General features: G+C 72.8%; 12 protein-coding genes. 9 read left to right on the top strand and 3 right to left on the bottom strand.

The genetic code is table 11. The features are described from left to right. Positions 1–2 precede the first annotated feature (2 nt). The 4 genes from AB0A69_RS29870 to ilvD all read left to right on the top strand — a co-directional run bounded on the left by AB0A69_RS29870 (position 3) and on the right by ilvD (position 4,413). A complete protein-coding gene (locus AB0A69_RS29870; protein WP_361428504.1) occupies positions 3–932 on the top strand; it encodes a Ppx/GppA phosphatase family protein in 930 nt (309 codons plus the stop codon). Between the two features lie 92 nt (positions 933–1,024). Further along, positions 1,025–1,852, top strand: a complete 828-nt coding sequence (locus AB0A69_RS29865) for a sugar phosphate isomerase/epimerase (RefSeq protein WP_361428502.1) — start codon at positions 1,025–1,027, stop codon at positions 1,850–1,852. Beyond that, entirely contained in the window at positions 1,849–2,457 is a 609-nt protein-coding gene (locus AB0A69_RS29860; protein ID WP_361428500.1) for a TetR family transcriptional regulator, read from the top strand. Before AB0A69_RS29865 ends, AB0A69_RS29860 begins: the two co-directional genes overlap by 4 nt. Positions 2,458–2,559: 102 nt before the next feature. Further along, positions 2,560–4,413, top strand: a complete 1,854-nt coding sequence (gene ilvD, locus AB0A69_RS29855) for a dihydroxy-acid dehydratase (RefSeq protein WP_361428498.1) — start codon at positions 2,560–2,562, stop codon at positions 4,411–4,413. A 16-nt stretch (positions 4,414–4,429) separates the two neighbouring features. Here ilvD and AB0A69_RS29850 read toward each other — a convergent pair whose 3' ends face one another. Then, positions 4,430–6,547: a serine/threonine-protein kinase gene (locus AB0A69_RS29850; RefSeq protein WP_361428496.1), complete on the bottom strand. Its 2,118-nt coding sequence runs from the start codon at positions 6,545–6,547 to the stop codon at positions 4,430–4,432. Positions 6,548–6,708: 161 nt separating this feature from the next. Between AB0A69_RS29850 and AB0A69_RS29845 the strand changes: the two genes are divergently transcribed. The 4 genes from AB0A69_RS29845 to AB0A69_RS29830 all read left to right on the top strand — a co-directional run bounded on the left by AB0A69_RS29845 (position 6,709) and on the right by AB0A69_RS29830 (position 9,185). Continuing rightward, on the top strand, positions 6,709–7,035 hold the full coding sequence (locus AB0A69_RS29845; RefSeq protein WP_361428494.1) for an SH3 domain-containing protein: 327 nt from the start codon (positions 6,709–6,711) through the stop codon (positions 7,033–7,035). A gap of 121 nt (positions 7,036–7,156) precedes the next feature. Continuing rightward, a complete protein-coding gene (locus tag AB0A69_RS29840; protein ID WP_361428631.1) occupies positions 7,157–7,627 on the top strand; it encodes a hypothetical protein in 471 nt (156 codons plus the stop codon). Between the two features lie 53 nt (positions 7,628–7,680). After that, entirely contained in the window at positions 7,681–8,451 is a 771-nt protein-coding gene (locus AB0A69_RS29835; protein ID WP_361428492.1) for an ABC transporter ATP-binding protein, read from the top strand. Continuing rightward, a complete protein-coding gene (locus AB0A69_RS29830) occupies positions 8,448–9,185 on the top strand; it encodes an ABC transporter permease (RefSeq protein ID WP_361428490.1) in 738 nt (245 codons plus the stop codon). Before AB0A69_RS29835 ends, AB0A69_RS29830 begins: the two co-directional genes overlap by 4 nt. Here the strand turns inward: AB0A69_RS29830 and AB0A69_RS29825 are convergent. Beyond that, positions 9,182–9,496 (bottom strand): hypothetical protein, encoded by a 315-nt coding sequence (locus tag AB0A69_RS29825; RefSeq protein WP_361428488.1) that lies wholly within the window; start codon positions 9,494–9,496, stop codon positions 9,182–9,184. The genes AB0A69_RS29830 and AB0A69_RS29825 overlap by 4 nt on opposite strands. Before the next feature lie 169 nt (positions 9,497–9,665). Here AB0A69_RS29825 and proC point away from each other — a divergent pair, with 169 nt between their 5' ends. Beyond that, the gene (gene proC, locus AB0A69_RS29820) at positions 9,666–10,475 is read left to right on the top strand and encodes a pyrroline-5-carboxylate reductase (protein ID WP_361428486.1); all 810 of its coding nucleotides are present in this window, start codon (positions 9,666–9,668) and stop codon (positions 10,473–10,475) included. Positions 10,476–10,500: 25 nt separating this feature from the next. Here the strand turns inward: proC and trpS are convergent, their stop codons facing one another. Then, the gene (trpS, locus tag AB0A69_RS29815; protein ID WP_361428484.1) at positions 10,501–11,499 is read right to left on the bottom strand and encodes a tryptophan--tRNA ligase; all 999 of its coding nucleotides are present in this window, start codon (positions 11,497–11,499) and stop codon (positions 10,501–10,503) included. Positions 11,500–12,196: the final 697 nt, after the last annotated feature.

Here is a 12,196-nt window from a genome sequence, read left to right as displayed (position 1 = left end):
CCATGAGACTCGGAGTCCTCGACGTCGGTTCGAACACGGTGCACCTGCTGGTCATGGACGCGCACCCCGGCGCCCGCCCCCTTCCCGCCCACTCGCACAAGGCGGATCTGCGCCTCGCGGAACTGCTCGACGCCGACGGCGCGATCGACCCCCAAGGCATCCAGCGCCTGGTCACCATCACCGCCGACGCCCTGCACACCGCCGAGGACAAGGGCTGCGAGGACGTCCTCCCCTTCGCCACCTCCGCGATCCGCGACGCGTCCAACGCCGACGAGGTCCTCAAGCGGGTCCGCGAGGAGACCGGCGTCGAACTGACGGTCCTGACCGGCGAGGAGGAGGCCCGCCTCACCTTCCTCGCCGCCCGCCGCTGGTTCGGCTGGTCCGCCGGGAAGCTGCTGCTGCTCGACATCGGCGGCGGCTCGCTGGAGATCGCGTACGGCATGGACGAGGAGCCCCACGCGGCCGTCTCCCTGCCGTTGGGCGCCGGACGGCTCACCGCCGGCTGGCTGCCCGGCGACCCGCCGGACCCCGACGACGTGAAGGCGCTGCGCCGCCACGTCCGCACGGAGATAGGCCGCACGGTCGGCGAGATCGCCCGCTTCGGTCCGCCGGACCACGTCGTGGCGACGTCGAAGACGTTCAAGCAGCTGGCCCGGCTCGCCGGCGCGCCCGGCTCCGGCGAGGGCCTGTACGCGCAGCGCGTGCTGAGTCGTACGTCACTCCAGGAGTGGGTCCCCAAGCTCGCCGCCATGACCACCGTGCAGCGCTGCGCCCTGCCGGGCGTGTCCGAGGGCCGCGCCCGCCAGCTGCTGGCCGGGGCGCTGGTCGCGGAGGGCGCGATGGACCTCTTCGGCGTCGAGGAGCTGGAGATCTGCCCGTGGGCGCTGCGCGAAGGCGTCATCCTGCGCCGCCTCGACCATCTCCCCACCTAGGGCCTGGCTTCCGGATCAGGCCGGGCCCGCCCTCCGGGCGGACGTCCCTACTCTGCGGACGCTCCCCATCCGCGCCCCGTACCCTGTCACTCGTGGCAGATCCGTCGGAGACAGTGGTGCGCATCCCGGAGGCGAAGGTCGCGCTCTCGACGGCCTCGGTGTATCCCGAGTCGACGGCGACGGCCTTCGAGGTCGCCGCGCGCCTGGGGTACGACGGCGTCGAGATCATGGTGTGGACCGACCCGGTCAGCCAGGACATCGAGGCGCTGCGCCGGCTCTCGGACTACCACCAGGTGCCGATCCTCGCCGTCCACGCGCCGTGTCTGCTCATCACCCAGCGGGTCTGGTCCACCGATCCGTGGGTGAAGCTCCAGCGCGCCCAGGCGGCGGCCGAGAAGCTCGGCGCGTCGACCGTCGTCGTCCACCCGCCGTTCCGCTGGCAGCGCCAGTACGCCCGTGACTTCGTCAGCGGCATCTGGCGGATGGCGAACGAGACCGACGTGCGCTTCGCCGTCGAGAACATGTACCCGTGGCGCTACCGGGACCGCGAGATGCTCGCGTACGCGCCCGAGTGGGACGTCACCAAGGACGACTACCGCCACTACACCGTGGACCTCTCGCACACCGCGACCGCGCGCGTGGAGGCAATGGACATGGTGGCCCGCATGGGCGACCGCCTCGGGCACGTGCACCTGGCCGACGGGCGCGGCTCGGCGAAGGACGAGCACCTGGTGCCGGGGCGCGGCACACAGCCGTGCGCCGAGCTGCTGGAGTACCTGGCCCGGTCCGGCTTCGACGGCCACGTCGTCATCGAGGTCAACACGCGGCGCGCGATGTCCGCCGCCGAACGCGAGGCCGACCTGGCGGAGGCCCTCGCCTTCACCCGGCTCCACCTGGCCTCCTCCGCGCGCACCTCATGACGGAGCGGCCCAGGCGGCGCGGGCGCCCCCCGCGGGACGCCACCGCCGAGGGACCGGGCGCCCGCGAGCGCATCCTCGAAGCCGCGCGCGCCGAGTTCGCCGCCCGCGGGTACGACAAGACGTCGGTACGCGGCATCGCCAGGACGGCGGGCGTGGACCCGGCCCTCGTCCACCACTACTTCGGTACGAAGGACGACGTCTTCGCCGCCGCCATCGAGATGTCCTTCGAGCCCGCGCTGGTCGTCCCGGCCGTGCTCGGCGCGGGCCCCGAAGGCGTCGGCGAACGCCTCGCCCGCACCTTCCTCGGCGTCTGGGAGAACCCCGCGACCCGCGCGCCCCTGCTCGCGATCCTCCGCTCCGCGCTGACGCACGAGGCCGCCGCCACCGTGCTGCGCGGCTTCGTCCTGCGGCGGCTCCTGGAGCGGGTGGCCGGGGAGCTGCGCGTACCGGACCCGAGGTTCCGGGCCGAGCTCGCCGCCTCTCACATGATCGGGATCGCGATCCTGCGGTACGTCGTCCGCGTTGAACCGCTGGCCTCGGCGGACCCGGAGCAGATCGTGGCCATGGTGGCGCCCGCGCTCCAGCGGTACCTGACCGAGGCGTGAGCCGGCCGTCCCACTATCCGGACGGCATGTCCAGATCTTGGAGCCACCGCGTACGCTCGAAGAAGACACCTCTTTGTCCCCTTCGTTAAGGAGCGAGCGACGATGCCCGAGCTGAGGTCCCGCACCGTCACCCACGGCCGCAACATGGCGGGCGCCCGCGCCCTGATGCGCGCCTCCGGTGTACCCGGTGCGGACATCGGTCGGAAGCCGATCATCGCGGTCGCCAACTCCTTCACGGAGTTCGTGCCCGGCCACACCCACCTCCAGCCGGTCGGCCGGATCGTCTCCGAGGCGATCACGCAGGCGGGCGGCATCGCGCGCGAGTTCAACACGATCGCCGTCGACGACGGCATCGCCATGGGCCACGGCGGCATGCTCTACTCGCTGCCCTCCCGCGACCTGATCGCGGACAGCGTCGAGTACATGGTCGAGGCGCACTGCGCCGACGCTCTGATCTGCATCTCCAACTGCGACAAGATCACCCCGGGCATGCTGATGGCCGCCCTGCGCCTCAACATCCCCACCGTCTTCGTCTCCGGCGGCCCGATGGAGGCCGGCAAGGCCACGCTGGTCGACGGCACGGTCCGCACGCTCGACCTGGTCGACGCCATCTCGGACGCCGCCAACGACAAGATCTCCGATGCCGACATCCTGCGCATCGAGGAGAACGCCTGCCCGACCTGCGGGTCCTGTTCCGGCATGTTCACCGCCAACTCGATGAACTGCCTGACCGAGGCCATCGGCCTCTCCCTCCCCGGCAACGGCTCCACCCTGGCCACCCACACGGCCCGCCGCGCCCTGTACGAGAACGCCGCCCGCACGGTCGTCGAGCTGACCGACCGGTACTACGCCCAGGGCGACGAGTCGGTCCTGCCGCGCAACATCGCCACCATGGCGGCGTTCGAGAACGCCATGGCCCTCGACATCGCCATGGGCGGCTCCACCAACACGATCCTGCACCTGCTGGCCGCCGCCCAGGAGGCGGGCGTCCCCTTCGGCCTGGAGGAGATGGACGCCGTCTCGCGCCGCGTCCCGTGCCTGGCCAAGGTCGCGCCCAACGTCGGCAAGGACCGCACGTACTACATGGAGGACGTGCACCGCGCCGGCGGCATCCCCGCCCTCCTCGGCGAGCTGCACCGCGCCGGGCTGCTCAACGAGGACGTGCACTCCGTCCACAGCCCCTCCCTCGCCGACTGGCTCAAGACCTGGGACGTGCGCGGCGGCTCCCCGTCGCCCGAGGCCGTCGAGCTGTGGCACGCCGCGCCCGGCTGCCGCCGGTCCGCCGAGGCGTTCTCGCAGTCGGAGCGGTGGGACTCCCTCGACACGGACGCCGCCGAGGGCTGCATCCGCTCCGCCGAGCACGCGTACTCCAAGGACGGCGGTCTGGCCGTCCTCCGGGGCAACCTCGCCGTGGACGGGTGCGTCGTGAAGACCGCCGGCGTCGACGAGTCGATCTGGACCTTCGAGGGTCCGGCCGTCGTCTGCGAGTCGCAGGAGGAGGCCGTCGAGAAGATCCTCAACAAGCAGGTCAAGGAAGGCGACGTCGTCGTCATCCGCTACGAGGGCCCCAAGGGCGGCCCCGGCATGCAGGAGATGCTCTACCCGACGTCCTTCCTCAAGGGCCGGGGCCTGGGCAAGACCTGCGCCCTGGTCACCGACGGCCGCTTCTCCGGCGGCACGTCCGGCCTGTCGATCGGCCACGCCTCGCCGGAGGCGGCGAGCGGCGGCACGATCGCGCTCGTCGAGGACGGCGACCGCATCCGCATCGACATCCCGAACCGCGGCATCGAGCTGCTCGTCGACGACGCCACGCTGGCCGCCCGTCGCGAGGCGCTCGGCGGGGTGTACGCGCCGAAGAACCGCGAGCGCAAGGTCTCGGCGGCCCTGCGCGCGTACGCCGCGATGGCGACCAGCGCCGACAAGGGCGCGGTGCGCGACGTCACCAAGCTCGGCTGATCACCGGAGCCGAGCCTCACCAGCGGGTCGGGTCCTTCGCCGCCACGGCGAAGACCGACCCGTCCGGCGCGGTCGCCACGACCGCGCCACCGTCGGCGGTGACGAGCGGCGCGGGCAGGGAGGCGGCGTAGCCGAGCCTCCCGCCGCGCAGCCTCGGCCCGGTCTGGCCCAGCACCGCCGCGCGCGCCGTGTCGACGGCCAGCAGCCTGCCGTCGGCCGCCGTGAAGTACAGCCGCTCGCCGCCGGCGGCCACCACGGGCCGGGACACCCGGCCGGTGGACGTCTCCAGCTGCCACAGGTCTTCGCGGGCGCGGATGTCCACGGCGACGAGCGTGCCGTTGCGCGCCAGCAGGTACGCCCGGTCCCCGTCCACCGCGACCTGCGGTTCCGCCATGGGGAACGGCAGCGGTACGCGGTGGACGGCGCGCCCCTCCGGCTCGTACCGCACCAGCGCGTCCGTCTGCGAGTCGCGGTCCCGCGACGTCAGGTGCAGTACCCCGCCGGATGTCGTGCCCACGGGTGTCAGGTGCCCGTCCAGCCGCCGCTGCCACACCACGGCGCCGTCCCCGGGCCGTACCGCGCTGACGAGCGTGCTCGCCCCCGACCCCGCGACCTCGAAGGCGTACACCAGCCCCGTCTCCGCGCTGTACGGGCCGAAGCGCGGCTGGTCGTGACCGCGCAGCGCGTGCTGCCAGCGCTTGCGCCCCGTCGCCCCGTCGACGCCCGTGACCTTGCCCGAGGGCGCCGTGAACAGCACGGTGTCCCCGGCGTGGTGGACGCCGCCGCCGTACGCGGAGAGGCCGGTGCTCCAGGCGGGTGTGCCGTCGTCGGCCGCGTACGTACGGAGGGTGCCGTCCGCGACGGTGTGCACCAGGCCCCCGGACACGACGGGCTCCGACGCCTCGCCGTCCACCGCCGCCGCCTTCCGCGACCAGACGACCCGCCCGTCGCGCGGGTCGAGCCGGGCGAGGCCACTGCCGGACGCCGCGCAGTACAGGGCGCCGTCCGCGTACGCGCACACGGGCGCCGCGTCACCACCGGACGTGCCCAGCGGCGTGCGCCACGGCGAGAAGGAGGCCACCGCCCCGGCGGCCCCGGCCGTCCGCGGCGCCGGGCTCTCTCCCGTACCGCCGCTCAGGCCCCACACCGTGCCGCCGCCGCCCGCGGCGAGCGCCACGAGGGCGGCCGCGGCCAGGGGCCACCGGGCGCGCCGGCGACGCACCGGTGCGGTTGGAACAGGTTCATCCGGAACGGGTTCCGCTGAAACCGGCTCCGCTGCAACCGGCTCCGTGAACGCCGTCTCCCGGCGGCGCTGCGCCGGTATGAACGCGGTCGCCTCGTACGACGGCGGCCGCAGCTCCGCCATGATCTCGTCCGGCGTCGGGCGGTCGGTCGGCTCCTTGGCCAGGCAGCGGCCCACGAGCGGCACGAGCTCGGCGGGCACCCCGCTCAGGTCCGGCTCGTCGTGGACCACCTGGTACGCCACGATGTACGGGCTGCCGTCGTCGAACGGCCCCTGCCCGGTCGCCGCGTGCACCAGGACCGAGCCGAGGGCGAACACGTCCGCCGCCGGGCCCACCTCCCGGGGCCGCTGGAACTGCTCGGGCGCCATGTACGGCGGCGAACCGATCAGCTTGCCGGTCTCCGTGCGCAGGTCACTGTCCACGGGCCGCGAGATGCCGAAGTCGATGACGCGGGGGCCGGTGTCGGTGAGCAGGACGTTGCCGGGCTTGAGGTCGCGGTGCACGACACCGGCGCGGTGGATGTCGCGCAGCGCCTCCGCGAGACCGGCGGTCAGCCGGCGCAGCTCGGCGGGGGCCAGCGGCCCGTTGCGCTTGACCTGGTCGGCGAGCGTGGGACCCGGCACGTACAGGGTGGCCATCCACGGCCGCTCGGCGTCCGGGTCGGCGTCCACGACCGGCGCCGTGAAGGCCCCGCTCACCCTACGGGCGGCGGCCACCTCCTGCCGGAAGCGGGCGCGGAACTCCGGGTCGGCGGCGTACTGCTCGTGGACCACCTTCACCGCGAGGCGCAGTCCGGAAGCCGACCGGGCGAGGTGCACGACGCCCATCCCGCCCGCCCCGAGCCGTGCCTCCAGGCGGTACTGACCGGCGTATCCCGGCACCGGCGGCATCGCCCACCCCCGTGGTCCCCGTCGATTTTCGGCCGCGCGTGCGACGCTCGGAGCCTAGTCGATGGTGCGTCCGATGTCGGTGGGGCTTGCTAGCCTGCGCGTCGCACACAGTGAAGCCCGGCGCACCGCCGGCTCACCACGACGGGGGAGGGCCACAGCCCATGGAAGACACCACCACGACCACCGAGACCGCCACGGCCACCGGGGAGGCGGACACCGCGGCGTTCGCCGCCGCCGACGTCGTCCGCTACCCGGTCGCGCCCGGCCACCGGGTCAACGTCCGGTCCGGCCCGGGCACCCAGTACCGCATCGTCCGGACCCTCCCGTACGACGTGCGGGTCCCGGTCTACTGCCAGAAGCCCGGCGAGCGCATCACCGGCCCGTACGGCACCACGGCCCTCTGGGACAACATCGCGGACGGCGAGTTCGTCTCCGACGCGTACGTGAAGACGGGCACCGACGGGTACGTCGCACCGCGCTGCTCCTGACCGCCTCGCCCGTCGCCACGCCGCTCCGGCGATAATCGGGCTCGTGAGCGACGACCAGACGGACAAGACGGACCAGACGGACAAGACGGCGGACACGACGACCGGCACCGGTACCGGCACCATCGCCGGGCCGCGGCCCGAATCCCTCCGTTTCTTCGGCACCACCTGGGTCGACCACGACGGCGGGTACGGGCTGCGGCGCGCCGGCGTCGCCGCCGGCTCGCTCGCGGCCGCCGTCGCGGGCGCCCTCGTCCTCCGCTTCGCCTACCAGGGCCTGGCCATCGCCGACGTCGGCGGCTTCGTCAACACCCTGGTCGTCGTCATGTTCGCCGTCTGCACGGCCATCGCGTTCAGCAGGACGTGGCAGGGCTTCACGCGCCGCCCCGCCGACCCTTCCCGGGAGGACGCGCTCCGCAGCCTGAAGGCCATCGGCTTCATCGGCTCCCTCCTCGCCTACTTCGTCCGCTCCCTCACCGAGGCGCCGGGCGAGAAGCTGCTGCGCGCGGAGTACGAGACGGCCCGCGCCCAGTACGAGAAGCGCCGCGCCACCCGCGCCGGCAACCCGGCCGCCCGCAAGCGGAAGCGGAAGTAGCACAGCACCGCCTGCCCTTGACGCGCCCTCCCGCGCGCGCAACTATTCATCACATGGTGAATAACCACTCCGGTGCTGCCCTCCAAGCCCGTGGCCTCACCGTCGTACGCGGCCCCCGCACCGTCCTCCGCGACCTCGACTTCGCCGTGCCGCCCGGCCGGATCACCGGCCTCCTCGGCCCCTCGGGGTGCGGCAAGTCCACCCTCATGCGGGCCATCGTCGGCACCCAGGCCAAGGTCACCGGCACGCTGACCGTCCTCGGCCGCCCCGCCGGCGACCCCGCCCTGCGCGCCCGCGTCGGCTACGTCACCCAGGCCCCTTCCGTCTACGACGACCTCACCGTCCGCCAGAACCTCGACTACTTCGCCGCCGTCCTCCGGCCCGGCCGCACCCACCGCGACACCCGCGCCGCCTCCGTCACCCGCGCGCTCGCCGACGTGGACCTCACCGCACACGCCGACGCCCTCGCCGGCCGGCTCTCCGGCGGCCAGCGCAGCCGCGTCTCGCTCGCCGTCGCCCTCCTCGGCACCCCCGACCTGCTCGTCCTCGACGAACCGACCGTCGGCCTCGACCCCGTCCTCCGCCGCGACCTGTGGCGGCTCTTCCACCGCATCGCCGCCGAGCGGGGCACCACGATCCTCGTCTCCTCCCACGTCATGGACGAGGCGGAACGCTGCCACCGCCTGCTCCTCCTGCGCGACGGCGAACTGCTGGCCGACGACACCCCCGACGCCCTGCGCCACCGCCACGACACCCCGACCGTCGAAGAGGCATTCCTCCGCCTCGTCGACGCGGCCACCGCCCGCCGGAAGGCCCCGCGATGAACGGCTCCCGCACCCTCGCCACCGCCGCCCGCGTCCTGCGCCAGCTCCGCCACGACCCGCGCTCCCTCGCCCTGATGCTGCTCGTCCCGTGCGTGATGCTCGTCCTGCTCCGGTACGTCTTCGACGGCAGCCCCCGCACCTTCGACTCCCTCGGCGCCTCGCTGCTGGGCATCTTCCCGCTGATCACGATGTTCCTGGTGACCTCCATCGCCACCCTGCGCGAACGCACCTCCGGCACCCTGGAACGCCTCCTCGCCCTGCCGCTCGGCAAGACGGACCTCATCGCCGGCTACGCCCTCGCCTTCGGCCTGCTCGCCGTCGTCCAGTCGGCCCTCGCCACCGGCCTCGCGCTCTGGCTCCTCGGCCTCGACGTCATCGGCTCCCCCTGGCTCCTGCTCCTGGTGGCCCTCCTCGACGCCCTGCTGGGCACCGCGCTCGGCCTGTTCGTCTCGGCGTTCGCCGCCTCCGAATTCCAGGCCGTCCAGTTCATGCCGGCCGTGATCTTCCCGCAGCTCCTGCTCTGCGGCCTGTTCACCCCCCGCGACCGCATGCAGCCGGCCCTGGAGACGCTCTCGAACCTGCTCCCCATGTCGTACGCCGTCGACGGCATGGCCCAGGTCCTCCGCCACACCGACATGACCGCCGACTTCGTGCGCGACGCGCTGGTCGTCGCCGCCTGCGCCCTCCTCGTCCTCACCCTCGGCGCCGCCACCCTCCGCCGCCGCACCGCTTAGGGAGCGGACGGCGACGGCGCCCGGTGGGGAGCAGGGTGCGGGGGCCGCGGCGTCACCGGAGGCGCATGAGGAGTGGCCGTACGGGTCGGTGGAGGCGGCGGCGGGGAATGCGGCGCGGGCTGCGAGCCCACCGCCGCCGCGCCCAGCACCGCCACCGTGACCAGCCCGGCCCCCACCGCGCGCCGGTGTCTCGCCCGCACCTCGTGCGGCCGCCGCACCTCACCACCCGTACGGCCCAGGTCCCGCAGCACGAACCGCAGTTCGCCCCGCTCGCCGTCCTCCGGCACGCCACCCGACAGGTCTCCGGACACGACCGTCCTCCTTCCCGCCCACCAGCCGCCCGGTAGGACCGCCACCGCGATCATTCGGTTCCGACCGGCCCGGGCGCCACCGCCGTACCGCTCCTCGGACACCCCACCCGCCACACCGCTCCTGGTGCGAGGATGGCCCCACGTACTCCCCGGCGAGGTGAACAGAGCCATGACCCAGACAGTCGCAGTCCTCGGCACCGGCAAGATCGGTGAAGCCCTGCTCAGTGGCATGATCCGCGCCGGCTGGCCGGTCGAGCACCTCCTCGTCACCGCCCGCCGCACCGAACGCGCCGAGGAGCTGCGCACCCGCTACGGAGTCGAGCCGGTCAGCAACGCCGACGCCGCCAAGCGCGCCGACACCCTCATCCTCGCCGTCAAGCCCCAGGACATGGGCAAGCTCCTCGACGAGCTCGCCCCCCACATCGCCCCCGACCGCCTGGTCATCAGCGCCGCCGCCGGCATCACCACCACCTTCATCGAGGAACGCCTCGCCGCCGACACCCCCGTCGTCCGCGTCATGCCCAACACCCCCGTCCTCGTCGACGAAGGCATGTCCGTGATCTCGGCCGGCAGCCACGCCACCCAGGACCACCTGGTCCACGCCGAGGAGATCTTCGGCGGCGTCGGCAAGACCCTCCGCGTCCCCGAGACCCAGCAGGACGCCGCCACCGCCCTCTCCGGCTCGGGCCCGGCGTACTTCTACTACCTGGTCGAGGCCATGACGGACGCCGGCATCCTGCTGGGCCTGCCCCGCGCCCAGGCCCACGACCTCATCGTCCAGGCCGCCATCGGCGCCGCCGTGATGCTCCGCGACAGCGGCGAGCACCCGGTCAAGCTCCGCGAGGCCGTCACCTCCCCCGCGGGCACCACGATCAGCGCCATCCGCGAGCTCGAGAACCACGGCGTACGCGCCGCCCTGATCGCGGCCCTGGAGGCGGCCCGCGACCGCAGCCGCGAGCTCGCCTCCGGCAACGGCTGAGTCCGCCGAAGCCCGGGCGGCCCCGTCAACCGGCGGGCAGCAGCCCGATCGCCCGGTAGGCCCGGTCCACCACCGGCCTCGCGATCGCCCGGGCCCGCTCAGCCCCCTCCCGCAGGACCCCCTCCACGTATCCGGGATCGGCCACCAGCTCCGCGTGCCGCTCCCGCAGCGGCCGCAGGATCTCCACGACCGCCTCGGCCGTGTCCTTCTTGAGCGCCCCGTACGACGTGTACGCACCGGCCAGCGCCTCCGGGTCCCCACCGGTGCACGCCGCCAGCACATCGAGCAGGTTCGCCAGTCCCGGCTTGGCGTCCCGGTCGTATGCGACGTCCTGACCGCCGTCGGTCACGGCCCGCATGACCTTCCGCCGCACCGCCTCCGGTTCGTCGAGCAGATAGACGGTCCCGGCCGCGTTCCCCCGTGACTTCCCCATCTTGGACATCGGGTCCTGCAGATCCCGCACCCGCGCCGCGACCTGGGGCAGGACCGCCTTCGGCACGGTGAACGTGTGCCCGTACCGCTGGTTGAAGCGCACGGCCAGATCCCTGGTGAGCTCCACATGCTGCGCCTGGTCGTCCCCCACCGGCACTTCGTCGGTCCCGTACGCGAGGATGTCGGCCGCCATGAGCACCGGGTACGTCAGCAGCGACACCCGCACGCTCTGCCCGGCCGCCCGCGCCAGGGCCCCCTTCTCCTTGTACTGGATCATGCGCCGCAGCTCGCCGTCCGAAGCCGTGCACTCCAGCAGGTACGACAGACGAGCGTGCTCGTCCACATGACTCTGTACGAAGAGGACGCACCGCTGGGGATCGAGCCCGGCGGCCAGCAGGAGCGATGCCGTCTGCCGACTGAGCCGCCGCACCCGTCCCGGGTCGTGCTCGACGGTCAGCGCATGCAGGTCCACCACGCTGAACAGGGCCTCCGCCCGGTGCTGATCCACCTCGACCCACCGCCGCACGGCGCCGAGGTAGTTGCCCAGCGTCAGGTGGCCCGTCGGCTGGATCCCACTGAAGATCCGCGTCATCGCGTTCTCCCCTTCTCTTCCTCGATGGAGGCCGCCACCACCTGCGGCCGACCCCCACCGGGAGGGAGAAACGCGAACGGCCGCCGAGGCGGCGGCCGTTGAGTGCATGCGTGTGTGCCGGCCGCCGTCAGGCGGCCCACCACTGAAGGTTGCACACGCGCGTTGTCATGCCTCCAGGCTACCCAGGCGGCCTCGGGTTGACATGGATTTGCTGGATCCGTAGTGTTCTCCGAGTTGTCCGACGTGAGCGCCGACCCCGGTCGGTCCCCGGACAGCCATTCCGCAAGAACCACTCCAGGCGAGCGACGCCGTACCCACGTCGTCGTTTTGTTTTCTCGTGCGCTTTTGCGAAATGACGGATCCGCGTTCGAATGAACGCAGCCCGATTAGCGTCGGGGCAACGGATTCGCTAAAGTCTCACTCGTCGGAACGGCCAACGGGTCGGGAGGACAAGCCCGCTGACTGGGAATCAGGCCCGAAAGGATCTGATAGAGTCGGAACCGCCGGAAAGGGAAACGCGAAAGCGAAGAACGGACCGGCAGCCCGCTCCAGCGGGTGGCGGAAACGGAAAACGGATCTGCTAAGCTGGAAACACGAAAGACCGAAGGGAAGCGCCCGGAGGAAAGCCCGAGAGGGTGAGTACAAAGGAAGCGTCCGTTCCTTGAGAACTCAACAGCGTGCCAAAAATCAACGCCAG

The organism is Streptomyces sp. NPDC045431 (assembly GCF_040646655.1).
Taxonomy (GTDB): Bacteria; Actinomycetota; Actinomycetes; order Streptomycetales; family Streptomycetaceae; genus Streptomyces.
The sequence above is the reverse complement of the archived record's forward strand: the minus strand, read 5'-3'. Positions and strand labels throughout refer to the sequence as shown.

Excerpts from the sequence above, each read along its gene's own strand:
- AB0A69_RS29870 (WP_361428504.1), top strand. The coding sequence starts at position 3 with ATGAGACTCGGAGTCCTCGACGTCGGTTCGAACACGGTGCACCTGCTG.
- AB0A69_RS29860 (WP_361428500.1), top strand. The coding sequence starts at position 1,849 with ATGACGGAGCGGCCCAGGCGGCGCGGGCGCCCCCCGCGGGACGCCACC.
- ilvD (WP_361428498.1), top strand. The coding sequence starts at position 2,560 with ATGCCCGAGCTGAGGTCCCGCACCGTCACCCACGGCCGCAACATGGCG.
- AB0A69_RS29850 (WP_361428496.1), bottom strand. The coding sequence starts at position 6,547 with ATGCCGCCGGTGCCGGGATACGCCGGTCAGTACCGCCTGGAGGCACGG.
- AB0A69_RS29845 (WP_361428494.1), top strand. The coding sequence starts at position 6,709 with ATGGAAGACACCACCACGACCACCGAGACCGCCACGGCCACCGGGGAG.
- AB0A69_RS29835 (WP_361428492.1), top strand. The coding sequence starts at position 7,681 with ATGGTGAATAACCACTCCGGTGCTGCCCTCCAAGCCCGTGGCCTCACC.
- AB0A69_RS29830 (WP_361428490.1), top strand. The coding sequence starts at position 8,448 with ATGAACGGCTCCCGCACCCTCGCCACCGCCGCCCGCGTCCTGCGCCAG.
- proC (WP_361428486.1), top strand. The coding sequence starts at position 9,666 with ATGACCCAGACAGTCGCAGTCCTCGGCACCGGCAAGATCGGTGAAGCC.
- trpS (WP_361428484.1), bottom strand. The coding sequence starts at position 11,499 with ATGACGCGGATCTTCAGTGGGATCCAGCCGACGGGCCACCTGACGCTG.